Genomic DNA, 24,670 nt, shown 5'->3' on the forward strand with positions numbered 1-24,670 from the left:
CTGTGTTGTTCATTGAAATCTCTATTGGTGAAACTGTGCCGCCATGTCAGGCGTCCGCGCGGGGCGCTGTTCGTGTCGGCTAGAAGGTGTAGGCGACGTTCAGGAAGACATTGACGGGATTAAGCCGGATCGTTGATCGGGAAACGATTTGCGTTCCATTCGCTGTTGTCCCGTCCAGCGTCAGGTGAGTCTTTACGGGAACGTAGCCGACGCTGGCTCCAACGGACCAGTGGTTTGTAATCGCGTAGTACGCCCCGATTTCGAATACCGGGTTCCAGGACGAGCTGAGCGATGCATGCGCGGACCCACCGGGGCCGAGGCTGTCTGTGACAAATTGAGTGTTGGTCGTGCGCACCTGGGTGAACCAGGTATAGTTCACGCCTAACCCGACGAAAGGACGGAATTTCAACTGGGCGCCGAGCAGGTGGTAGCGAAGGACGATAGCGGGCGGCATCGGTCGCGTCGAGCCAAGGGCGCCATACCTGGCGAGTGAGCCATCACCAACCAGATTCACTGTCAGCGGGAGCCCAATCAGCGTGGCAACGCCGATGTGATCGGTGACGTAGTACTCGGTCGTAATTCCCATCGTATCCGTGGACGTCGCGTGCGCACCGCTACCGGGTAGTGGCTGATTCACCGTCATTCCATCAACGCTTTCCACGGTGAGCGGCGTTGCACTGCTCTGCGGCGCGACGTGCAGCCACCCCGTCGCCACGGTAAAGCTACCTGCAGTCTGGGCGTTTGCATGACCAGCAAGCGCAGCCGAGCAGATGCAAACCGCCAGACCGGCGCAGCGAATCGTTCTCCTGTGATTCCTCACGTGTCTTCTCCTGTCTCTTTGGCCGGATATTTATCCCAACAGCACCGTTGTCACATTCCACTCAGTGCCCGGGACCGAATTGTGTCGGCATTTGTCTGCTTTGATCACGTCCGGTCATATCTGGCCAGCGTGTTATGTAGTTATGCTAAGTTAAATGGTGCCTTCCCATTGACTTCTCGATGCTCTCCTCCTTCACGCTGCCTTCTGCCCCGAAACGAAAACGTCCAGATCCAGGGTCCGCCGTCTTTCGTGCTGTTACCAGTTTCTCCTGTCCTGATTGGCAGGCACGTCAGTGAACACGCATCACCGGGCGTTCGGCCTCCGGCGGGAAGACCCGCCACGAACCGTCGAGGTGCCGGAAGAAGAACAGGCCCACCGCTCCTCCCGGTAACTGAAGCTCGATATGGACGGAGACTTGCTGATTCGACTGCGCGCGACCGGATCGGGTGATCCGTACCGGCGTCGCAGAAATCGGTCCAAACCATTTTTCAACCAGCGAACGCAAGCTGCTTTCTGGTGCAATGCCCATCTTCTTCCCCAACCAATAACGACTGCTCCAGCGACTAAGCCATGCAACTGCCAAATCAGGCGCGATATTGCGGCGCGTACGCGTGAGCGTGCGGTTAGCGTGTCTCTATCGCTGCAGTGCTGTTACCTTCGCCTGCTGGTCTTCCCGACACAGACAGCGAAAAGGAGAAAGGAAAACGCCCTAGCGTGGCGCGCGCCATGCCTTCGGATTCTGCACCGGGGAGATCGACGTGAAGCGCAATCCCGCGTGAGGCGTCTTCAACGATGCTAACGGTTGCATTGTTAACGCCAGCCTCGACGAGAGCCGACCGTAGCGCGTCAGCCACTTCTCGCCGCTTCAGCGCTGGCTTGAAAATCTTGCCGACGGCCGTCAGGGGCATCGTATCGACGACCCGTATTCCCTTCGGAAACGCAGCGCGCTCGCTGATCCCGTCACGCAGGAATTCGGCCAGTTCCGCTTCGGTTGCCGTGACGCCAGGCTTGAGTTGGACATAGGCGACAGGCAACTCGCCCGCGTGCATGTCGGGACGCCCCACGGCAGCGGCAATCTGGACCGCCGGATGACGATGCAGTGCTTCCTCGATTGCCGCAGGGTCGATATTGTGTCCACCCCGGATAATCAGCTCCTTCTTCCGGCCAGTGAGCCAGAAGTATCCGTCGCCATCGCGGCGCCCCAGATCGCCAGTATTGAGCCAACGTTCGCCGTCGCCGAGGTCTGTCCAGATGCCGCTGTCCTGCTCGGGCCTGGAATAGCCAACAAACACATTTGGCCCGGAAATGACCAGCTGGCCGACTTCGTCCACCGCGCAATCCCGTACATACCGGCCCGCTTCATCGACCGCCACGGCCTTCATTGCCTGACCAGGGAGGCAAAGACCGATCGAGCCCGCCCTGCGCTCCCCGAATGGCGGATTCACGCTGCTAACGCAGGCGCCTTCGGTGAGACCGTAGCCTTCCAGGATTCGAATCCCCGTACGCTGCTGGAAATTGCGAAGCAGTTCGACCGGCATCGGCGCAGCGCCGCACAAGCCATACTCGAGCGAGCTGATATCGTCCTCTCCAACCGGAACGTCCAGCAGTGAACCATAGAGCGTCGGAACGGCGCTGAAGAAGTTGATGTGGTAATGCGCGACTATCTCCCAGAAGCGCTTGACAACGCCCTCACCCCGATAGCCTTGCGGCGTGCCGAGGACGACGTGGGCACCGCGCGAGAACGCCAGCAGTCCTGTCACCATTACGGCGTTGACGTGAAAAAGGGGTAGCCCGCAAAATATCGTCTTGCCCGGACCGATGCTTTCGCCAAAGAATTGACCCGCGTTCCACGCATTGGCCACCTCGTTACGATGCCGGCGCATCGCAATTTTCGGCAGTCCCGTGGTGCCACCCGTGCAGAAGCAGGACGAAACATCATCGATGCTGAGCCGACGTGAGCCGTTGAGCATTACCCCGGACTCACCCGAGTTGGCGGTGGTGAAGTCATGAATTCGAATCTGTGCTGGAACCGCGCTTCTCACACCACCCTCGCCATGGAGCCTGGCGCTCTCACGACGCTGCAGCGTCCGGGCCGCGAATCCCTTTTCTCCAGGAAACCGGTCGGCTAGATTGACGAGCACCAGTTCCCGCAATGCGGGGACGTCATGCAACACCGATTGCACTTTTTGCCACAGGTCAGTCCCAGCCCCAGGAAATGGCGCGAGCGTTACGAGCACGCTGGCGCCTGAGGCCTTGAGCAGTTCGCCGATGGCGTCGCTTTCAAGCAGCGGATTGATCGCGCAGACAATCCCCGCCGCTTCGCCTCCCCAGATCACGAAGTGCGTTTCCGGCAGATTCGGCAGCACATAGGCGATGACCGTATCCCCTTGCACGCCCAGTCGCGAAAAAAGGTTCGCGGTGCGCGTGATATCACTCACCAGTTCGCTGTACGTCCAGCACTCGGGGCTGGCGTACTCGTCGGCTGTCAGGAAGAAAGAGAGCGCGGGCGCGGATGGATTGATGGCAGCGCCCCGACGAATCATTTCGTAGGTACTCGACGGAAGATCCGGCAGTTGTCCCTGTGCCTCAACAGCACGGACATCCTGCGCGTTCGCGACGTCTTTCATGCTGCCTCTTCGACGATGACGTTATGTTGCACGCCCAGATCGATGGAGCGATCGTGGCTGACGATTTTTGCCTCGACGACGTCCCCGACCTGGAGGTACTGCGGCCTGTCCTCCTGCATCTTCAGGAAAAGTCGCCATTTTTCCGCTTCAGGCAGCTGCGCTGCGGCGCGTTGCTTCTCGGGTGTTGGAACGCTCAGTGCACAACCGGAGGGCGTGCCGGTCGCGAGCAGGTCACCGGTACGCAGGTCCTGTACACCCGAAAGCTCCGTGAGGGTCTCTGCAGGACCATAGACAAGTCCCGCAGTCGTGTCACTCTGGCGCACGGCTCCGTTGACTGTCAGCGTCAGCACGAGCTCTTTCAACTTCGGAATGTCATGCTTCTCGAGCAGGCAAAGGTAAGGACCGACAGGGCCAAACGTCCGGTAGCTTTTGCCCTTGTAAAACTGCATCTGCGGAATCTGGATATCGCGCGCGGAATAGTCGTTGACGATGACAGCGCCGGCAACGTACTCATGCAGGTTTTCGTCGGTGATCGTTTCACGCGACGTGATATCGCGTTTGAGGACGAGTCCAAGCTCGATCTCATAGTCAAGGAACCGCACCGCGCCTGGCTTCACGACGGCCGCGTCGGCCGCAACGATGCAGCTTGTTGCCTTCGTGAAGATCATGTTGAACTTCTTCACGTCCGGGTCCATGCCGGACTCGATCATATGCTGGCGATAGTTCGCGCCCTGACAGATGAACTGCTGGTCGATGGTCACGGGCGACAGCCACTGCACTTGCGCTTCCGGAATCGACGGACCGTCGAGCGTCATGAGGCGCTCGACCGGATTGGCCTCGATAAATGCGCCGGTCGACCTGAACTCGCCTGGAATCGGCGTGATGGCGCCATCCGCGACCACGCCCCACTGGGCGCGGCCATCATGAAAGTAATGCAGGACATGAAGTGCCATTACTGAATGCTCCGGAGTCTGTAGATTGGGTGTGGTTCAGGCGAAAAGCTTTGCCAGCGTTCGCAGCTTGCTTAACGTCAGGTCAGGGCTACGGCGCAGGTTTCTGAAAAGCGCCACAATGCTTGCGGGCGTGAACCTGGGTTTCGTGAAACTGCGCGGCATGGTTGGCCCCCACTGGGCCATCGCCTCACGGCTCACGGCGTGGATCCCGGTCGGCTCGTCGGCGGTGAACAGATCACCATCGCAGTAGTGCTCGTGCTTGTCACCCCACGGATCCTGCCAGTAGTCAAAAATCTGGCTGCCGAGAATATGTCGGCCGATGCCCCAGGCGTGCGTCCATCCCTTGTCGCGCAGCATGCGCTGACCCATACCGACCGCGTCCGCGTCAATGAGTTCGTAAGCACTGTGGCTGTACGTCGCGACAAAGCCCTGTGCAAGCGCAAGCGTGTGGTGATCGGCCGGCCTGTCGCCGAGATCCAGACGCATGAATGCGACAGCCGGCGAGCCGTCTGGAAGCACCTGAACGTCGCTCGGGATCAAACCGAAATGGCGCGTGTACCACGCACAGGTCTCCTGATAGTCGGCGAGTTCGAGTACGACATGCCCTAGCCGGATGACTTCCGGGGCGTGCTCGGGCGGTCGCTGCGTACCGTTGACGCGAACGGTGGCATCGACGGAATTGAATGGCAACGGCTGCCGATGCGGCAACGCTGACGCGGGCGCCTGGCCCCATATTGCTTCGATACCGAAACCGGAAGGGTCTGTCAGTCGCACCACGTAGCCGCCGCCCAATTGCGCAGAGAGTTCGACCTCTGACGCGCCAGGCAGCTTCGCGAGTGCGTCAAGCTCTGTCCTGCTGCCCACCTGCAGGCCGAACCCGACAAACCGCGCTTTCGACGCCTTACGCACTACATAGCAAAAGTGTGATGCCCCGGTGCCACGCAAAAGCAGGAGCGCCGCCTCCCGCGATACGGTCTGTAGCCCAAAGTCATTGAGAAAATGTTCGGCTTGCTCGAGATCTGGCCGGTCGAATATCAGATAGGCCAATGCAGTTGCCTTCGCCGTTGGATGGGGGTGACGAGCCGGCTGTGCAGTAGTCAGTTTCATGGCGGTACGTAATCAGGCGGTTGCGATGGCAAATGCGGCTTCGGGAGATGCCGCGCCGGTGGTGAGATGGTGCCGCGGAACATGCTGGCGCCTGATTGAGTGTTCGGCGGCACTGCGACAATCGTGGGCGATCGTGCGGATGCGTCGGTAGCCTCTCGCGCCACTCCACGCGCCGAAGGGAGCGCTCGCTGCCTTCGGCGTGGGTCGATTCAGCGACCCGCTATGGATAGTGGGTTCCGATGCCGCGATGGGCGGACGGATAAGGTGATGCAGGCCGCCTGGCGCGGCGCCATGTCTGATTGCTGTCTCCACAGTCACTCCATCAGTTTTAGTTAGATCGGCCCTCGAGACCGTTTATGACATTAAACTCATTGCTGATCGTTTTGTCAATATAGACCTTCGAATCTATACTGTGGAATATGATCAGACCAGGATCCACCATGACGAACACGACAAATCGCAGGGCAGTCAAGCGTTCCACGGTTGCAGCGCCGGTCGCCCCGACTCCCCTTGTCGAAGAGCGGGAACCGCGCGGAGCCCGCCGCAAGCGTGAGACGCGTGCCCGCCTGCTCGACGCTGCCCTGAGGCTGATGGCCGAAAAGGGCATGGAGGGCGTAGCGATCAACGAAATCACCGAGGCCGCCGACGTGGGCTTCGGCTCGTTCTACAACCACTTCGAATCGAAGGAAGCGATCTATGCGACGCTCGTCGACAGCGTATTCGACGAGTTTGCGAACATGCTGGACCGCCTTTCGGCGGGCATTTCCGACCCCGCAGAAGTGGTCGCCGTCTCCGTGCGCCATACGGTTCTGCGCGCGCGCAACGATCCTGTTTGGGGACGTTTTCTGATACGTGAAGGCTTTTCGGCCCGCGCGATGAGCCGCGGCCTGGGGCAGCGCCTGCTACGCGACATCGGCAACGGCATTGCGGCCAAGCGCTTCGTCGTTGCCGACCCCTTCATCGGATTTCTTGCCGTGGGCGGCACCGTTCTCTGTGCCATCGCCGCCGAGCTGAACTTTGTTGTGCCGGGTGCGAGCGCCGCAGGCGTGCTGAAGGAACTCGGTTTCAGCGGCGAGCACTTTCCGGAGCGCACGGCCGCGATGTTGCTGCAAACGCTCGGGCTAAAACGCGCGGAGGCGGAAAAGATCGCCGCGCGCCCACTGCCCATCGTGGATGAAGCTGTCGACGAAAACTGAGATCGGTCAGCGCGGACGACCGGCGCGACGGTATCGTCAGCGAACCTTCGATACGGTCTCCCCGCTCTCTTTTGCGGCCGCGCTGTCGGCAGCCTGCCGGTCGGGCGGTCGGGCGTCGGCCTCGCCGGACAACAGGCAGACGCGGCTCATTCCCCGAAGCGCGCAGCTGCCCCGTTGACCGCCGTTTGCACGCCGTCCGCGAATTGCGGGCAGGACAGCGTCGTCTTTCCCGTTCCGCGCCACGCCCCCGCGGTCCTCAACGGTCTGTCCACGGGCCTTGTAGCGAGGCCGCGCACGACCTCGGCTATTTGCCCGGCGACGGCGCTTATCGCATGGCGATGGCCGAGCACAATCGCCTGATATCCGTCCGGTACCGGCTCGCTCACGACGCTGTGACAGGTCAATGTTTCGGCGCCGGGCGACGCGCCCACAGTCCACACAACGTCAACCAGCACATGTGAACTGGGCCAGGATTCAAAGCGCTGGACGTCGACAGCAACCTGATAGACGGGATCGTCCTCATTGCGCATGACGGCCTTTGCGCCCGGCCCGTCGGCCTCCTGGCTCACGCCCGCAATCAGCGCATAGCGGATCTCGTCCGGCAGGGACGACGCCCACCGATCATCCTCCAGCACCTTTACCTGCGTCGCGTTGACCTGCACCACGAGCTGGCTGCGCGCGACGGAGGGCGGCACCTGCACCGGGCGTATGTCTATCCGCGACGAAGAGCCTGCCTTGCTGCTCGCCATGGTCGGCTGCGCATCTGTGCCGAGCGTGTAGAAGCGCGTGGCCGGCGAAGCACACGCCGTCAGGACGGACAGGCCAATGATGCTCACGGTCCGCGCCATCGCGCGCCACGAGCCGGATTGCATCGGTTTCATCGCGTGTCTCCCTTCTTGCCGAAAAGCAGTGCCTGCGGATGACGCTCCAGGTAATCTGCGAGCGTATTGAGCGACTGCAGCGTGCGCGTTAGCTGCTGCATCGCATCCTGAATGTCCGACTGCATTGGCGCGGCCGCGCGCAGCGTCGATTCCGCCGTGCTGAAGGTCTTTTGCGCCGCGGCCAGCGTGTCACGGGCTTGCGGTACGACTTCGGTGTCCATGTGCCCGAACAGCCTGTTGGCGTTTTCCAGTGCTCCATTCAGGTTGGCGCCGATCCGGTCGAACGGCACCTGGTCCAGCTTTTTCGCGATGTCCGCCACCTGCACCTGGAGCTCGTCGAGCGTATTCGGTACTGTCGGAAGTTCGATGGGGCTGCGACGCACATCGACGCTCGCGCGAGGCGCCTTCGGAAACATGTCAAGGGCGACGTAAAGCTGGCCCGTTATCAGGCTCCCGGTCCGCAACTGCCCGCGCAGGCCTTGCATCACCAGGTGCTCGAGCAATTCGTGACCGCCAGGCGAGTCCGGCGCGGGTAGCGCGTCACTGGAGCGCCGGCTGAGCCTGTCCGGATAAAGTGCCATCGACACCCTCATGCTGAAGCTTTTGTGGGTTTCGTCATATTCGATACCGATGTCGGTCACCTGCCCCAGCACAATGCCGCGCAGATCGACGGGCGCTCCAACGGACAGCCCACGCAAGGACTGATCGAAGCGCATCATCACATTGAGCGGCTGGCCGTCTGGCTCGCGCATGGCGTCCGCTTCGTCTGCGGCAAGCCGGAAGACGGCCTTCCCGGCAGCCGGCTCGCCGGCGTCCTGCCCTGCCGGAGACTGGAACGCCAGGCCTCCAACGACGACGGTCGCAAGCGACTGTGTATTGAGCTTCAGGCCGCTCGAATCGAGATGCAGATCGACGCCGCTCGCATGCCACCACCGCGTATTGGCACTGACGTACCGGTCAAACGGCGCATTGACGAAGACATTCACGATGACCCCCGCACCGCCGGGATCGAGCGAGTATCCGACCACCTGACCCGCCTGGATACGATGGTAGAAAATGGGCGCGCCGATATCGATCGAGCCCAGCGACTCGCCCCGGAGCGTGTACTGATGCCCCGGCTGTCCCGTCGTGACAATGGGCGGGTTCTCGAGACCCAGAAACATCGCCTGGCTTTCAGTCGAGCGTCCGATATCCACGCCGATATACGCGCCAGAGAGCAATGTCCCAAGGCCGGAGATCCCGTTGGCACCGATGCGCGGGCGCACCACCCAGAACCGCGTGCCCTGCGTCGCAAATTTCCCGGCGTCCTTGTTCAGCTGGACGCTCACAAGGACACGCCGCAAATCGCTGGACAGCGAAATGGCTTGCACCGTACCGATCTCGACGTCCTTGTACTTGACCTTTGTCTTGCCAGCTTCCATGCCCTCTGCACTATTGAAGGTGACGGTTACGACGGGTCCCTTTTCGGCAATGGATCTGGTCACCAGCGCGACACCGATCAATGCGGAGATGAGGGGTACCAGCCAGATCAGGGATGGCAGCCAGCGTTTGCGCGGCTTGAGTTCGGGAGGGGATAGATTGGAAAGATGCATCGTTCGAAAGCTGTTTCAGGAATTCCGGTTTGTATGGAGAGGAGCAGCCAGCGCTCCATCGTTCATCGTCGGGGTGGGAGACTGTGCTGCATCCGCGTTATCCCAGATGAGCCGCGGATCGAACTGATGCGACGCGAGCATGGTGAGGATGACGACCGCGGCGAAGGCGAGCGCGGCGGGACCCGCAGTGATGACGGCAAACGAGCCGAAATGCACCAGCGTTACCGTCAGTGCGACGACAAAGACATCGAGCATCGACCATCGGCCAATGCGCTCGACAATCCGGTACAGACTTGCCCTTTCCCGGGCGCGCCACCTGGAACTTCGACGGGCTGCTACCGTGAGTAGCGTGAGAACCACCAGCTTGAGCATCGGCACCAGAACGCTGGCGACAAATATGACGATGGCGAGCGGCCAGTCTCCAGACGACCAGAAGTACGCGACTCCCCTCAGGATGGTGTCGTCTTCCTGGCGGCCCAGTGACGACGCATGCATGATGGGCAGCAGGTTCGCCGGAACATAGGCAAACCCAGCAGAAAGAAGCAGGCTGACCGTTCGTGTCAGGCTTTCCGGTCGGCGTTCGTGCAGCACGTGCTGGCATCGCGAGCAGTGCTGGTGGATCTGACGTTCGACACGCGTCTGAACGAGACCACAGGCATGACAACCGACAAGTCCGGCACGCTTCGCCGTGATGGCAGGCAACGAACCGGCCTTGCGCATTCGCAGTAGACGCGTGAAACGCCCACGGCCTGAACTCACTCGTGACCAGCGAACCCCGGCCATTTGAGAAAGCACGATTTCGTCACGGACGGTCCAGAGCCTGCTCGGGTCGAACGAGGCGACTATCCCCAGCATGACGGTGAGCGCGCCCAATGCGAACAATCCCGGCCCGGCGACCACCTCGGCGATGCTGACCATTTTCACGATCGTCACCAGCACGCCGAGCATGAACACTTCAACCATGCCCCACGGGCGGACGAGTTGGACGACGCGCAACATCCTGTTAAAACGCGGCGGCAGCTTGCCGAGCCGAAGCGGCACCAGTACATACAGCAGCGCGAACAGTTCGACCAACGGAAAGAGTATCGACGCGCAGAACACCACCGTCGCGACGACACGCATGTTGCCCGACCAAAGCGTGTGCACCGCACCAAACAGCGTCGCCTCCGACGTCATGCCGTTGGCGTGCAGTTCGATTACGGCGAAAGACTGCGCTATGCAAAAGGTGATCAACGCGGCGAGCGTCACAGCGCAGATCCAGTCGAGCGACAGTCCCGCGCCGGGTAGCGATGTCAGGGTCGCGCCGCAGCGTGAACAGGTAGCGCGGCACCCCCCGACACTGCGAGGCTTGCGAAACAGCAGATCGCATTCGTGGCAGACAATCAGTCTCTGATATTCCATAGGGGATCAAGCAGAAATGCGGCCGCCTCCGCTGGCGCAACGCCTGCTTGCGGCGCTTGTCCCAGCGGGGACGATCAATATGTTCCAGACGGCTGTCAGCCGGTCCAGGCGGGAACCACTGACTCATTCACCGGCAAACGACGGCGATCAGATTCGGCCCGACCGCCGTCGCCGCTTTCACGAACGTGTGGTCATCGCGCAATCGCTGCCGTCTGCTGGGCGGCTGGCATCTCACCCATCGACTGGAACAGCGCCGCCGTATCGCTCATGCGCTGACCTGCGGCGCGCGTGGCAGCGATCTGCGCGTTGAGATACCGCGACTCGCTGGCATGTGTTGCACCCGAAGGCAGGGCGCCCATGCGATGGCGCGACGCGGTATCGTCAAATGCCGTGCGAGCTGCGTCTGCGGCTTCGTCCGTCGAGGCGAGCGTCTGCGCATCGTTATCCAGGGCAGCGAGCGAATTCGCCACATCCTGGAACGCAGACAGCACCGTCGATTTGTAGTGCAGCACGGCGGCGTCGTACGCGTCGATCGATGCGCGGCGCTGTGCGAACAGCGCGCCACCATGAAAGATCGGCTGTGACAGGCTGGCGCCAATAGCCCACAGTCCGCCCGCGCCCGAAAGCAGCATCGGCCAGCTAAACCCGCCGCGGCCCATTGAACCCGTCAGCGAGAGACTCGGAAAAAGTTGGGCAGTCGCGGCGCCCACGTCCGCGGCTGCCGCTTTGACGGCAGCATCCGCTGCCTGGATGTCCGGGCGCGAACGCAGCAGGTCCGATGGCACGGCGACGGGCACGTGCCCGGGCAGCGACAGGCTGTCGAGGTCCGGCACGACCGGCGCGTTGTCCGGCGTGCGGCCCATCAGCACGGCCAGCGCATGGATCGCGCACGCGCGCTGCTGACGCAGTGCCGGCAACGTCGCCGCGATGGCAGCCGCGTCCTGTTTTGACGCAAGCGCCTGTGCGCGCGAGACCGAGCCCAGCGCGTAGCGCTGCTGATCCTCATTCGCAGCATCCCTGGACACGGCAACGAGCCGTTCGGTGAGTGCGATTTGTCGATCGAGCGCTGCCGCATTGATAGCGGTGCCGACGATGTTCGCGGCAAGCGCACGCCGCGACGCCTCCAGTTCATAAGCCTGCACATTCACGCGGGCCGCACTCGCGGAGTTCGTGTACCGCGTCTGGCCGAACAGGTCGAACGTGTAATGCGCAAACAACTGTCCAGCAAAAAAATTGTATTGGACCTGCTCGGGCCCAAGGCCCGGCACCACGGCCGTACGCGCACGCTCGACCTGCGCGGCGCCGTCGATCGACGGCAGCGTCGATGCGCCGACCTGCGCGCGCAGTTCCTCCTGCGCCGACGCGAGCGTACGCTGCGTCGCCGCAAGCGTCGGGCTGTTGCGCAATCCTTCGTCGACGAGTGCATCCAGCGCGGCGGACCGGTAAAGCCGCCACCACTGCGGTCCGGGAGTCGCGCCGATATCGAATGTCTGCGCGATGCCACCGGCGACCACTGTCTTCGCTGGCTGCGCCTCGGCACCATAACGCTCGGGCGCCGGCATGGGCGGCGGCTCGCCGCTGGGCCCGAACGAGCACGCAGTCAAGGCGAGTGCTGCAGCCGCGACCGCCACGGATATCTTGCAAGTAAAACTCATGATCAACCCTCCGAATGCTCGACGACCTGTTGCGCGCCGTGCTCGTCACGGCGGACCCCGAAGCAGGTCGCATAGAGCGCCGGCAGGAAGAACACCGTCAGCAATGTGGCGACGGTGATGCCGCCCATCAGCGCCGTCGCCATGGGCCCGAAGAAGCCGGAGCGAAGCAGTGGAATCAGCGCGAGCACCGCGGCAGCGGCCGTCAGCATGATCGGCCGGAAGCGCCGCACGGTCGCCCCGATAATGGCGTCAAAGCGCGCGTGCCCGGCAGCGATGTCCTGGTCGATCTGGTCCACCAGAATCACGGAGTTACGCATGATGATGCCGAACATCGCGATCACGCCCAGCAATGCGACGAAACCAAACGGCTTGCCGAAAAGCAGCAGGGCAGCGACCACGCCAATCAGGCCCAGCGGCGCGGTCAGCACGACGATGAAGGTACGCGCGAAGTTCTTCAGCTGGATCATCAGCAGTGTCAGCACCGCGATGATCATCAGCGGCATCTCCGCGTTGATCGATGTCTGGCCCTTGACACTTTCTTCGACCGCGCCGCCCACCTCGATGCGATAGCCGACCGGCAGTTTGGCGCGCGCAGCGGCAAGCGCGTGCTCGATTTCGCGTGTCACGTCGATGGCCTGCGCGTCGCCGCTCACGTCGGCCTGCACGGTGATGGTCGGCTGGCGATCGCGTTCCCAGATCACGCCGTATTCGAGCGAGTCGCGCACGCGCCCGAGCGAGCCGAGCGGCACCGGGCCGTTCGGTGTGGGGATGGCAAGGCTCGTGAGCTTCGCGGGATCGACGCGCTCGTTTTTCGGCGCACGCAGATCGACATTGATCAGCTTGTCGCCTTCGCGATACTGCGTGACCGTGTAGCCAGACAGCGTCATCGCCAGGAAGCTGGACACGTCCTGCGACGTCACGCCGAGCTGGCGCGCACGGTTCTGGTCGATTTCGAACGAGATCGAGCGCTCGGCCGGCTCGTCCCAGTCGAACTGCACGTTGCGCGTGCGCGGGTCGGCACGGACCTGATCCGCGACCGTTTCGGCGATCGAGTGCACCGTTGCGATATCGTCGCCGCTCACGCGGAACTTGATCGGGAAGCCGACGGGCGGTCCGTTCTCGAGTCGTGCGACGCGCGTGCGCTCGCCGGAGAAGTCCGTCTCCAGCTTCGCGTCGAGCCAGTGCATCAGCTCCTCGCGCGTCTCGACGTCCTTCGCGGTGATGACAAACTGCGCGAAGTTGGGCTGCTGCAACTGCTGGTCGAGCGGCAGATAGAAGCGCGGCGCGCCGGTGCCGACGAAGTCGACGTAATGATCGATGCCGGGCTTGCCTTGCAGGACTTTCTCAAGGCGCTGCGCTTCACGCAGGGTGGCCTGGAACGACGCGCCTTCCGGCAGCCTCAGATCGACCAGCAGTTCGGGCCGCTCGGAGTTCGGGAAGAACTGTTGCGGCACGCGCGTGAACGCGATCATGGCGAGCGCGAACAGACCGCCGGTGACGCCGAGCACCACCCAGCGCCGCTCGATGCACCATGTGACCCAGCCCGACAGGCGGCGGTAGAAGCCCGTGTTGTACACCTCGTGCTCATGATCATGTCCCGCGCCAGCGTGAGCCTTGCGCTCCGGCAACATATGAAAGCCGAGCAGGGGCACCAGCACGACCGCCGCGAACCACGAGACGATCAGCGCGATGGCCGACACCTCGAAGATCGAGCGGGTGTACTCACCCGTGCTCGATTTCGCGAGCGCGATCGGCAGGAAGCCCGAGACCGTTACCAGGGTTCCGGTCAGCATCGGAAATGCCGTGCTCGAATAGGCAAAGGCCGCCGCGCGCATGCGGCTCCAGCCCTGCTCCAGCTTCACGGCCATCATTTCGACGGCGATGATCGCATCGTCGACAAGCAGGCCCAGCGCAAGCACAAGCGTACCGAGCGACACCTTGTCCAGCCCGATACCGAACACATGCATGCACAGCGCCGTCACTGCGAGCACGATCGGAATGGTGATGACGACCACCATGCCTGTGCGCAGGCCAAGCGAAACGAGGCTCACGACCAGCACAATGGCTACCGCTTCGCCGACCGAACGCACGAACTCGTCGACCGAGTGCTTGACCGCGTGCGGCATGCTCGAGACGGGCGCAAGCTTCAGCCCCGCGGGCAACGATTGCTGAAGCTCTGCCGCCTTTGCGTCGAGTGCGTTCCCGAGGTCGATGACGTCACCGCCCTTTTGCATCGTGATGCCGATGCCGAGCACCGCCTGACCGCCGACGCGCATCTGCGTGACGGGTGGATCGTCGTAGCCACGCTTGATGCTCGCGATGTCGCCGAGGCGGAACGTGCGCTTGTTGACGGTGATCAGCGTGTCCGCGAGTGCCTGTTCGTCCTTGAATGCGCCGCTTGGGCGCACGAACACGCGGTCATCCGCCGTCGTAAAGGTGCCCACTGGTGCGACCGCATTCTGCGCGTCGATGGCCTGAGCCAGTTGCTGTGGCGAAAGCGACAGGCTCGTCAGCCGCGCGTTCGAGATCTCGACAAAAATGTGCTGATCGGGATCGCCAAAGTAGTCGACCTTCGCGACACCCGGTACGCGCAGCAGCGCGGTGCGCAGTTTGTCCGCATAGTCGTGGAGTTGTGCGGGAGAAAAGCCATCGCCTTCGAGCGCGTAGATGTTCGTGTAGACGTCGCCGAACTCATCGTTGAAGAACGGCCCGACCGTTCCCTTCGGCAACGTCGCCGCGATGTCGCCGACCTTCTTGCGGACCTGGTACCACGTCTCGGGCACGTCCTTGACGGGCGCCGAGTCTTTCATTGCGAAAAAGATCATCGACTCGCCGGGCCGCGAGTAGCTCTTGATGTTGTCGACATAAGGCGCCGCCTGCAATTGACGGCCGATCCGGTCGGTGATCTGCTCCTGCACCTCGCGCGCGCTCGCGCCCGGCCAGTAGGTCTTGATGACCATCGTGCGGAACGTGAACGGCGGGTCTTCCGATTGCGCGAGGCGGGTATAGCCGATCACGCCGAACAGTGTGGCGAGGCCGATCAGGAAGATCACGAGCTGCTGGTGCCGCAGCGCCCAGGATGAGAGATTGAAGCCGGTTGCGTCAGCGGCGTCTTTGCCGGAAGCATTCACGGGCGCGCTGTCGCGCGCGTTTTCATGGTCGCGGGCGTTCATGTCGTGGGGTCCTCCTGATGCAGCGGAGGCACCACCTGTACGTGCAGCCCCGAACTCACCGCATGCACGCCTTGCAGCACGACGCGGTCGCCATCGTGCAAACCGGAAGCGATCGACACCGTGCGCTCGTCGTATCGCTCGATCGTGACGGGGCGCAGTTCGAGCGTGTCGCTCCCTTTGCGAACGACCCATACGGCAGGGCTTGCGCCCTGATGGAAAAGCGCTGTCACCGGCAGCGTGTACGGCTCGCCCGCGGCGTCATCGGCTGCGACGGCAAAGCTCACGTTGGCCGTCATGCCGAGACGTACTTCGGCTGTCGGCGCAGTCAGGGACAGTTTGACCCGCCAGGTGCGGCTTTGGGAATCTGCGGCGGCAGACACCTCACGCACCGTCGCATCGAATGACTCGCCAGGAAGTGCCGGCAACGACACGCGCGCCTTGCCGCCGACACTTAGCGCGTTGACGGTGCTTTCCGGAGCGTCACAAACAATGTCGACGTCGCCCGTCCAGTCGAGGTGGTACACGGCCTCGGTGGCCTGCACGTTCTGCCCGGTATCGGCGTCTTCCGACGTGATGACGCCGTCGTGATCGGCCGTGAGCGTCGCGTAGCGCAGATGATCCGTCGCGAGCGCCATCTGCGCGAGAGCGGAGGTGCGCTGTGCAAGTGCGGAAGCGTAGGCGTCCTGGGACTGCTCCAGCTGCGCCGTTGCGATGAGGTTCGCGCGCGCCTGCGCCTCATCGCGGTCGAGCTGCTGCTTCGCAAAAACGAGGCGATGCTCCGCCGCATCGAGCTGCGCGCGCGCGTTGACCAGGTTGTTCTGCAAATCGGTCGGATCGAGCAGCGCGACGATCTGCCCGGCCTTCACGGTGTCGCCGATGCGCACACGCCGTTCGACGACCTTGCCGCCGACCCGGAACGACAGAGGCGTGGAGTAGCGTGCCTGCACCTGCGCCGGCAATGACGCGCTCGGCACACGCCCATCTGGATGAACGGCGCGCGCCACCACGGGCTTGGGCTCCGGCATGGCGGCTTCACGCTGATGGCATGCGCCAAGGAGGATCGCGCTACACGCCGCGATGACGACGGGCAACCTGTGCGTCCGCCGGAACAGGGAAGAGAACGAGGAGCGCGCCCGTTTCAGCGCGACAGGACCGGAATGTTTCACGATGTTCAAAAGGCAGGTGATAAAACCAGGAAAAAAGCCAACCCATGCGTTACCGATCCTCTGCAACGACGCGACGCAACTATTGCCCGGCGTTTTGCCGCGGGTCGTCGCCATGCAGCACGCTGCGGATCAGCAGCCTCCGATTGACGCGTTGGCTTATGCCCACGCGCTTCGTGCGCGGCGTCTGCGGACAGGGGTCGAGTGTCCGGCAGCGCGTCACAGACGCTTTCGCTGCATCCACCCGGTTCCTTCTTGTCTTGCCGACTTCCCTGTTTCCGCTACGCCCAGCACACCGGATGACATTAGATCCATTTCTGATCACATTGTCAATATTGAGATTTAAATCTACAATCTGACAAAACTGAGAATCAGGAGGCCCCATGCCAGATGTCCCCAAAATGCGCGCGAGTCGCCGGCCCAAGCTCAGTGCGCCGGGCGCAAGCCGTGACTCGACGGAAGGGCGATCGCCCCGTCTGGCACGGCGTAAATACGAGACGCGCGTCCGGTTGCTCGACGCCGCCTTCGGCCTGGTGGCGGAGAAAGGAATGGACGGCGTGACCATCAGCGAGATCACGGAGGCCGCCGATGTGGGTTTCGGGTCGTTCTACAACCACTTCGACTCGAAGGAAGGAATCTTCGCCGCGCTCGTCGACTGGCTGTTCGAGGAATTCGCGGACACGCTCGACCAGCTCGCAATCGGGCTGTCCGACCCGGCGGAAATGATCGCCGTGTCGGTACGCCATACACTGTTGCGCGCCATTCGCGAGCCGCTCTGGGGACAATTGCTGATACGCGAAGGGCTGTCCAGGCGCGCGCTCAGCAGGGGGCTTGGTCAGCGGCTGCTGCGCGATACGGCAATAGGCATTTCGAAGGAGCGCTTCATGGTCGCAGACGAACTGATGTGCGTCGTTTCCGTGATCGGCACGGTGCTCGCCGGAATCGCGGCCGAACTCGATCTGTCGACATCATCGAAGCGGGCGGTTCGCGCGCGGAGAGTTCTGCGCTCAAGAGCCGAGAAGTTCGCCGAAAATACAGCAGCGATCGTCCTGCAGGCATTCGGCCTCAAACGCCATGAGGCGGAAACGATCGCGCGGCGCCCGCTGCCCGCGCCACCACACAACGCGAGCAGCTGAAGCGAGCCAGCGCTGTACCGCGAGCAAGCGGGCCGAGCGGGACTCGCGTTGAGCGCGACGCGCATCCGGCCTGCCTGTGCGTACATAGTTTTCCGGCGGCGCGCCGCACAGCGGGCGCTCGCCTCTTGCTGCTCACGCCTGATAGAGCGCGCTCGCCAGATAGCGGCGCCGCAATTCGTGCAACGCCGATGCAAACACGGCACTGGCGGGTAGCGCAAGCAGGACACCGAAGAAACCGAACAGCTTCCCGAAAGCCAGCAACGAGAAAATGACTGCGAGCGGATGCAGGCCGATACGCTCGCCGACAAGCCGCGGCGTGAGAATGACGCTTTCGAGAATCTGCCCTGCTCCATACACGACGGCCACCATAACCACGCCGTACCAGCCTCCGAATTGCAGCAGCGCAGCGGTCAGCGCCAATGCCAGCGCAGTTGCGAATCCGATGTATGGGATGAAGACGGCAAGCGCCGTCAGCAGGCCGACGGGCAGCGCGATGTCCAGTCCCGCGAGCGCCAGCGCGACGGGATAAAACACCGCGAGTATTGCGACGACAAGCAACTGACCACGCAGATACTGCGACATCATCTTATCGATCTCCGTGACGAACTCCCGCGTCTTGCACAGCCAGCGCCGCGGCACGAAGCTCTCCAGGCGCTCGAATGCCTCGTGCCTGTCGTAGAGCAGATAGAAAAGCACGAGCGGCACCAGCACCAGGTTCCCCACGACATTGATCATCACGTTGCCGCCTGTGCAAAGGTACCGCCAGACGGCAACGGCAGCGCCCTGCTCGCTGGCGATCAGACGCGCTGCCAGCCCCTCGCGAACATTTGCCAGATCCAGCGAATAGTTGATCCCCAGCGAAGCCAGCCGCGGCTTGAACGTAGCGTCGAGCTGCGCCGCGAGCAATGGAACCTGTTGCGCGAACTCAGGCCCTTCCTTCTGAACGATCAGGAATACGAGCAAAATCAGCGACGTGCCCACCGACGCGAACAGGCAGATCATGGTGAGCGCGGCGAGTCCTCTTGGTACGACGCACCAGCCATTCCACGCCCGGCTGCAGGATATACGCGATCATTGCGCCGAGAAGAAACGGCGTGAGCACGGGGCGCAGACTCCATAGCAGGACGCCGGCCGACAAGGCAACGGCTCCCCAGAAAACTGATTGGCGACGGTAAGTAATCATGGGTGCGCGCTTCCGGTGTTCAATCGCATGAGGTAATTGGGCCCGCGAGTGTGGTCCTTGATGGATAGTGTTCCCGCATCAGGGTACGCACCCGTTGGCCGCGGCAACAATTGTTGCCAGGCATCCAGCGCGCACGACGGCGTGACGCGTTGCCAAACCCGATGCGTGCCATGCTCTGCCGGCTGCCTGCTACTCCGCGCATTCAGCTTCGCGAGACGGTCAACGGGCGGTGTCAGGTCAGATCGCCATCGTTGTGGCAAAAGCGCGGCGATTGTCGTTTGGCGAGCAGGATGGGCCGTCCTTGTCCTTCGTCCGGGGAGCCGTGACGTCCGGCCGCCGGTCCGAGTGTTCGGCAATGTCCGTGAAGCGCGGCCGCACCACGTCTGGCGGCGCGGGTGGCATGACGGCCACGGGCGCTGGCATCGGGGGAACGACAATCGCTATGACGCGAGGCGCAGGCGTCACTATCGATGCGCACCCGCCAAGCACCGCGGCGAAGACAACAACGCACACGGCGGTCAGGAAACCCGGACGTCGTTTCATTCTCGCCACCGTTCAAACGAATCGCTCGTTCCGCAATGGGGAATCATCGGTTAAACCTTTACGGTAGCCGAGGCTGCGCTTGCCGGTTTTGACTGACGAGACCGGCTATCGCGATGCTTCTGGCCGCCATCAACTCGACCGCCGGCCGCCGCGCCGGGATCTGGAAGCTGAAGGAGAATGGCGGGAGGCGGCGCGATCACAGGCGGTGGCGCCAGCACGATGCCTGGTGGTCCGCCGTCGGCCGTACCAGCGGCTACGGCATTTGCCGCTATCGCCCAGACAGCAAGACTTGCAATCGAAAGCAGCGTTCGCGGTTTCATGGTCAACGGTTGGAAAATTGGGCTGCCAGGCGTGCGTCGCCTGGTTTGCAGTCGTACGGCGTGCATCGGTGCGCACGTGGCTCGGGGCCGCGCGAGCACATCGGCCATCCGCATATATGATATTATTATCAATATTGTGCTAACAGTCAACTTTGTTCGAAAAACCGGCTTTCTTGCGGTGATCCACGCGTCTGCCGCGCTCGTCAACGATCTCTACGTCGCCGATTGCAGCATCACACGATCGCCGATACGAAAGCATATGCATGCGTGCTCAGGCGGTGACTCGGATCGACGGGAACCGCTGGCACCCGCGCGCTCCTTCGCGCAAGCAGGCGCTCCAGTTCCAGCAACGCCTCGCCAAGGAGGTCGATTGCGGTGTCAGGCGTAGACGCCGTGGCAGCACTGCGAAGCGCGTACTGTACGATCCGATGCGCGTTTTGTGTTTTCGCTTTACCCATCCTGGCAATCAAATGTTTTTTCATTAGTATTCCTTTGTTGAAATATCGTTCAGATACTGTGTTGCGTGACGGCTAGAATTATATGCACGCCAGACGTCGAAACGACGATCGCAATTGTCCGTTGCGAATTCGCCAATTAACGAATAAAGAACTCAATTTTGCCGCGTCATGTCATTCTGATGTCGATGGCACATGTCGGTGCGAGGGTCGACGCCCTCGAGTAACTTACACTGCGCACTGACCTCATTCTGAGAACGCTGCTTCCGCTGCGAGGTTTGGTCGCATGCACGAAACTTCTCTCCGAAAAAGAGCGCTTCTGCCCATCCTGCTACCGCGATGACGAGACTTTGCGTCGCCAAAATTACAACCGCATACTTTGGTCGATCGATTGTGCGGAAGTCTGCCCCATTCACGGCACTCTCCTCGAGGCCGTCGCCGAGGCTGCAGAACGCAAGCCGTTCACGTTCTGGCTCCGAGGATTATCTCGTCTTGATGCAACCAGTCTGGCAAACCACGAGACTCGACGGGTAAGTGATGAACAAGTCCGACGGGCGCGTTTGATCGCCGAATTTCTGGATGACATCCATCAAAACCCTGAAGCGTTCGCAAATGGCGCTTCGACGACCGCATTTTTTCGGAGATAGCGCACTTCAACGACTATTTGAAGTCTTTTCAAGAACTACGCTTAGAGAACATAAGGCCAACGAGAGATAGAGTCGCGACGCGGATGTCTCAGAAAACAGGAAGAAAGATCAGCACGTTTGAAGTAGCAAAACTCGATCCGAGAGTGTTGCGCTTATCAATGCTCCGGATAAGTCCTCAACGGAAAATTGGGGCAGAACAAAACCAACCAATTCTCGTCGTAAACGACATTAATTGATGAACTCCACAAACAACAACCACATATTCCCGCGAACAAACTGGCGGAAGGCAGCCAGAGTCGAACTGACCCGGGAGCGGCTGACGCCCCCAACCGGGTTTGAAGCCCGGCCGTACCACCGGATACGAATGCCTTCCTTCGTCAAACCCAAACCACCTGCAACCGCCAACAGAAATCGATGTGCCTACAACCATTCGCGCATCCGGCTATCGTGCCGTAGCAGATGCGTATCGCGCTGAAAGCGAGTATATCCAACGCGGTCGAAGTACTCCAGAATCTGGATCGCGCGCTTGCGGCCCAATGCCGTGGCGTCGCGAAACGCCGCGGCATTGACCGCGCCGCCCTGCTCCTCGGCAATCTGCGCAACGGCACGCGCGAGCGTTTGCACCATGTCGCGATCGTAAAATAAATCGCGCACGACCTGATACACCATACCCAGGCGCGCGAGCTTGCGCAGCAGCGCACGCACCTTCTCTTCCGGCTGCCGCGTCTCGCGCGCGAGATCCCGCACCCACGGTGGATCGAAACGCCCTTGTGCGAGCAGCGGCATGAGGCGCGCGGCAAGCGCTTCGTCGTCGGCGTCGAGCGTCACCACGTGTGACGGCAGATGCAGCCACGGCCCGCTGCGCGCCACGCGCCCCTCGCGCTCGAGCGCTTCAATCGCGGCGCGCCACACGGCATCGCTCACGAGCGGTGCCGCCATGCGGCGCAACCGTGCCGCGTCCGGCCCCTGCTCGTCGGGCGAGCGCGCATGAAAGTCGGCGAGCGCCTCGACAATGCGCTCGGTGAGCCTCGTCCAGTGCGCATGTGCGATCACCGCACCTTCGTCGTCGCGTCCTTGCGCTGCGATGGAAATCACATCGGCCGGCAAAGCAAGCGCAGCTTCGTCGTAACCGGTCAACTGCACCAACGTCGCGCGCGCAATACCGCGCGGCGCTTGTTCGATCAGCGGTGCCAGGTTCGCTTCGTCGAGCCACTTGCGCAACGCGTCGAGCCATGCACGCCGTTCCGGCGTCCGGCGCCGCCGCGACGGGCCGAACGGATCGAGCACGCGCCCTCCACCTACGGTATGGTTCGCCTGCGCGTTGCGAACAATGAAGCGGTCTCCCGGCAATGCGTGCATCGGCGCTTCGAACACGAGCTGCACGCGGGCAGCCGCGCCCGGCGCGAGTGTTTCGCCTTCGAGCAACGCGACGTTCGCAACGCGATGCGTCGTGCCGAGATGCACATGCAGCGGCGACCAGTGCTGCAACGTGATGCCCGCGTCGTCGAGCAACTGCAGTTCGACGTCGAGACGCACGGCCGGCTCATCCAGCCGTGCATCGACGATCCAGTCGCCGCGCGCAATCTGCGCCTTGTCGATGCCCGCGAGATTGAGCGCGCAACGCTGGCCGGCGTGGCCCGCATCGCCGGCCGGTACCGCGCGATTCTGCGCATGCAGGCCGCGCACGCGCACAGGAGTGCCGGCGGGTGCGAGCACGAGCGCGTCGCCTGCCTGCACGCGCCCGGCGAATACGGTGCCCGTCACCACCGTCCCCTGGCCCGTCAGCGTAAATACGCGATCCACTGCGAGGCGAAAGAGCCCATCGTCTCGTCGCGCCCGCCATGTACTCGCGCGCTCGCGCAACCAGGCGTCGAGGCGCGCCACGCCTTCGTCATGCGGCTGCGTTGCATCGGTCTCGAATACAGGTGCGTCCGCAAGCACCGTGTTAGCAAGCCACGCGGCGATTTCGGCGCGCACGGCGGGGAGCCGCGTCGCATCCACGCGATCGCACTTGGTCAGCGCGATTGCGCCATACCGCACGCCCAGCAGTTGCAGAATGGCGAGATGCTCGCGCGTTTGCGGCATCACGCCGTCGTCGGCGGCAATCACGAGCAACGCGAAGTCGATGCCGCACGCACCCGCCGCCATCGTATGGACGAGCTTTTCGTGCCCGGGCACATCGATGAAGCCAAGCACGTCGCCGTTGGCGAGCGGCAGGTACGCGTAACCCAGTTCGATCGAAATGCCGCGCGCCTTCTCTTCTTTCAGGCGGTCGGTGTCCACGCCGGTCAATGCGCGGACCAGCGTGGTCTTGCCATGGTCGATGTGCCCCGCCGTGCCGACGATCACAGACGCAGCTCCGCGAGTTGCGCCGCGAACGCCGCTTCGTCCGCGGGTTCGAGGCAGCGCAGGTCCAGACGCAGGGCGTCGTCGGCAATGCGGCCGATCACGGGCCGCGGCAGTTCGCGCAAGGCGCGTTCGAGCTTGAGCAGCACGCGGCCACTGCCGCCCTTACCCGCATGGCGCACGACGAGCCCGCTGCTCGGCAGCACGTCCACGGGCAGCGCGCCGCTGCCGATCTGGCTGAACATCGGCTCGACGCTTGCGGCGTACCCTTCGCCGATGGCGCGCTGAAACGCGGGCAGCGCGCGCTGCGCGGCCTCTTGCATTTGCAAGGCGGGCCGTGTGAGAAGGCGCAGCGTAGTGAGCCGCTCCCGCAAGAATTCGGGCGCCTGATAGAGCCGCAACACCGGTTCGAGCGCAGCGAGCGTGAGCTTGCCGACCCGCAACGCGCGCTTGAGCGGGTGCTTCTTGATCTTCGCAATGAGCGCCTTGCGCCCTACGATCAGCCCCGCCTGCGGGCCGCCCAGCAGCTTGTCGCCGCTGAAGGTCACGAGGTCCGCACCCGCTTCCACGGTCGCGCGCACCGTGGGCTCGGCTGGCAAGCCCCATTGCGCGAGATCGACGAGCGTCCCGCTGCCCAGATCGACTGCTACGGGCAGGCCGTGCTGACGCGCCAGCGGCGCGAGTTCATCGAGTTCGACACTCTTTGTAAAGCCGCTGATCGCGTAGTTGCTGCAATGGACTTTCATCAGGAGCGCCGTACGCGCGTTGATCGCCGCTTCGTAATCTTTGAGATGCGTTCGGTTCGTCGTGCCGATCTCGCGCAAGCGTGCGCCCGCCCGGCTCATGATGTCGGGAATGCGAAACGCCCCGCCGATCTCGACCAGTTCGCCGCGCGAAACGACGACCTCCTTGCGATTGGCGAGTGCGCTCAACAGCAACAGCACGGCCGCCGCGTTGTTGTTCACGACGGTCGCGGCTTCAGCGCCCGTCAGCTCGCAGATCAGCGAGTCGATCAGGTCGTCGCGATCGCCGCGCTTGCCGCTCGCGAGATCGAACTCGAGGTTCGCGGGTTGCGTGAGCGCCTGCACCACGGCTTTTACAGCCTCGTCGGGCAGCAGTGCGCGGCCGAGATTCGTGTGCAGCACCGTCCCCGTGAGATTGAAGACCGGACGCAGGCGGCTTTGTGTGCGCTCGGCCAACCGCTGTGCGGTCGCCGCTATCACCCGCTCCAGCGAAAATGGTTCGGCATCCTTGTTTTCCTGCGTCAACGCACCGGCGCGCACATCGCGGCGCCAGTCGTCCTGCGTGGCGCGTATCGCGGCCACCACCTGGGTGCGTCCGTACTGCGCAATCAGCGGCTGCGCTTGCTCCGAGGCAATCACGCGCTCGACGGCCGGCATTTTCGCGAGCACCACATGAAGGGCGTGCGCGTCGTGCTCCGCTGCTTGTCCCATGGTTTCACTCATGGCGCG

17 protein-coding genes, 1 tRNA gene and 1 pseudogene are annotated in these 24,670 nt (G+C 62.7%); 3 read left to right on the forward strand and 16 right to left on the reverse strand.

The window, feature by feature from the left end:
* Positions 1 to 79: 79 nt before the first annotated feature.
* The 5 genes from M3A49_RS13335 to M3A49_RS13355 form a co-directional block, all read right to left on the reverse strand.
* Positions 80 to 820 (reverse strand): OmpW/AlkL family protein, encoded by a 741-nt coding sequence (locus M3A49_RS13335; RefSeq protein WP_266229072.1) that lies wholly within the window; start codon positions 818 to 820, stop codon positions 80 to 82.
* A gap of 289 nt (positions 821 to 1,109) precedes the next feature.
* Complete coding sequence (locus M3A49_RS13340) at positions 1,110 to 1,349, reverse strand: hypothetical protein (RefSeq protein WP_266229073.1); 240 nt, start codon at positions 1,347 to 1,349, stop codon at positions 1,110 to 1,112.
* 94 nt (positions 1,350 to 1,443) lie between these two features.
* Positions 1,444 to 3,447, reverse strand: a complete 2,004-nt coding sequence (locus M3A49_RS13345; RefSeq protein ID WP_266229074.1) for an acyl-CoA synthetase — start codon at positions 3,445 to 3,447, stop codon at positions 1,444 to 1,446.
* Entirely contained in the window at positions 3,444 to 4,400 is a 957-nt protein-coding gene (locus tag M3A49_RS13350) for a fumarylacetoacetate hydrolase family protein (RefSeq protein WP_266229075.1), read from the reverse strand. The genes M3A49_RS13345 and M3A49_RS13350 overlap by 4 nt, the downstream gene beginning before the upstream one ends.
* Before the next feature lie 36 nt (positions 4,401 to 4,436).
* Positions 4,437 to 5,507, reverse strand: a complete 1,071-nt coding sequence (locus tag M3A49_RS13355; RefSeq protein WP_266229076.1) for a VOC family protein — start codon at positions 5,505 to 5,507, stop codon at positions 4,437 to 4,439.
* Between the two features lie 440 nt (positions 5,508 to 5,947).
* Here M3A49_RS13355 and M3A49_RS13360 point away from each other — a divergent pair, with 440 nt between their 5' ends.
* The gene (locus tag M3A49_RS13360; RefSeq protein ID WP_266229077.1) at positions 5,948 to 6,703 is read left to right on the forward strand and encodes a TetR/AcrR family transcriptional regulator; all 756 of its coding nucleotides are present in this window, start codon (positions 5,948 to 5,950) and stop codon (positions 6,701 to 6,703) included.
* Positions 6,704 to 6,849: 146 nt separating this feature from the next.
* Here M3A49_RS13360 and M3A49_RS13365 read toward each other — a convergent pair whose 3' ends face one another.
* From M3A49_RS13365 to M3A49_RS13390, 6 genes are all read right to left on the reverse strand, one after another.
* Complete coding sequence (locus M3A49_RS13365) at positions 6,850 to 7,584, reverse strand: PqiC family protein (protein WP_266229078.1); 735 nt, start codon at positions 7,582 to 7,584, stop codon at positions 6,850 to 6,852.
* Positions 7,581 to 9,176 (reverse strand): intermembrane transport protein PqiB, encoded by a 1,596-nt coding sequence (locus tag M3A49_RS13370; protein ID WP_266229079.1) that lies wholly within the window; start codon positions 9,174 to 9,176, stop codon positions 7,581 to 7,583. Before M3A49_RS13370 ends, M3A49_RS13365 begins: the two co-directional genes overlap by 4 nt.
* 15 nt (positions 9,177 to 9,191) lie before the next feature.
* Complete coding sequence (locus tag M3A49_RS13375; RefSeq protein WP_266229080.1) at positions 9,192 to 10,577, reverse strand: PqiA/YebS family transporter subunit; 1,386 nt, start codon at positions 10,575 to 10,577, stop codon at positions 9,192 to 9,194.
* A 191-nt stretch (positions 10,578 to 10,768) separates the two neighbouring features.
* Entirely contained in the window at positions 10,769 to 12,232 is a 1,464-nt protein-coding gene (locus M3A49_RS13380; protein WP_266229081.1) for an efflux transporter outer membrane subunit, read from the reverse strand.
* Between the two features lie 2 nt (positions 12,233 to 12,234).
* A complete protein-coding gene (locus M3A49_RS13385; RefSeq protein ID WP_266229082.1) occupies positions 12,235 to 15,405 on the reverse strand; it encodes an efflux RND transporter permease subunit in 3,171 nt (1,056 codons plus the stop codon).
* A complete protein-coding gene (locus M3A49_RS13390) occupies positions 15,402 to 16,430 on the reverse strand; it encodes an efflux RND transporter periplasmic adaptor subunit (protein WP_266229083.1) in 1,029 nt (342 codons plus the stop codon). Before M3A49_RS13390 ends, M3A49_RS13385 begins: the two co-directional genes overlap by 4 nt.
* Before the next feature lie 521 nt (positions 16,431 to 16,951).
* Here M3A49_RS13390 and M3A49_RS13395 point away from each other — a divergent pair.
* Positions 16,952 to 17,704, forward strand: a complete 753-nt coding sequence (locus M3A49_RS13395) for a TetR/AcrR family transcriptional regulator (protein ID WP_266229084.1) — start codon at positions 16,952 to 16,954, stop codon at positions 17,702 to 17,704.
* A gap of 132 nt (positions 17,705 to 17,836) precedes the next feature.
* On the opposite strand, the pseudogene M3A49_RS13400 reads toward M3A49_RS13395, so the two are convergent.
* Both M3A49_RS13400 and M3A49_RS13405 read right to left on the reverse strand, forming a co-directional pair.
* Positions 17,837 to 18,887, reverse strand: a pseudogene (locus M3A49_RS13400) (AI-2E family transporter).
* Positions 18,888 to 19,983: 1,096 nt separating this feature from the next.
* On the reverse strand, positions 19,984 to 20,232 hold the full coding sequence (locus M3A49_RS13405) for a hypothetical protein (protein WP_266229085.1): 249 nt from the start codon (positions 20,230 to 20,232) through the stop codon (positions 19,984 to 19,986).
* Positions 20,233 to 20,483: 251 nt separating this feature from the next.
* Here M3A49_RS13405 and M3A49_RS42680 point away from each other — a divergent pair, with 251 nt between their 5' ends.
* Positions 20,484 to 20,852: a TniQ family protein gene (locus M3A49_RS42680; protein ID WP_416338954.1), complete on the forward strand. Its 369-nt coding sequence runs from the start codon at positions 20,484 to 20,486 to the stop codon at positions 20,850 to 20,852.
* A 277-nt stretch (positions 20,853 to 21,129) separates the two neighbouring features.
* Here the strand turns inward: M3A49_RS42680 and M3A49_RS13410 are convergent.
* From M3A49_RS13410 to selA, 3 genes are all read right to left on the reverse strand, one after another.
* Positions 21,130 to 21,225: transfer RNA gene (locus tag M3A49_RS13410), tRNA-Sec, on the reverse strand.
* A gap of 47 nt (positions 21,226 to 21,272) precedes the next feature.
* Complete coding sequence (selB, locus tag M3A49_RS13415) at positions 21,273 to 23,201, reverse strand: selenocysteine-specific translation elongation factor (protein WP_266229086.1); 1,929 nt, start codon at positions 23,199 to 23,201, stop codon at positions 21,273 to 21,275.
* Positions 23,198 to 24,664 carry an L-seryl-tRNA(Sec) selenium transferase gene (gene selA, locus M3A49_RS13420; RefSeq protein ID WP_266229087.1) on the reverse strand — a complete coding sequence of 489 codons (1,467 nt, stop codon included), beginning with the start codon at positions 24,662 to 24,664 and terminating at the stop codon, positions 23,198 to 23,200. The genes selB and selA overlap by 4 nt, the downstream gene beginning before the upstream one ends.
* Between the last annotated feature and the right edge of the window lie 6 nt (positions 24,665 to 24,670).

This window comes from Paraburkholderia sp. CNPSo 3076, from assembly GCF_026343935.1.
Lineage (GTDB): Bacteria > Pseudomonadota > Gammaproteobacteria > Burkholderiales > Burkholderiaceae > Paraburkholderia > Paraburkholderia nodosa.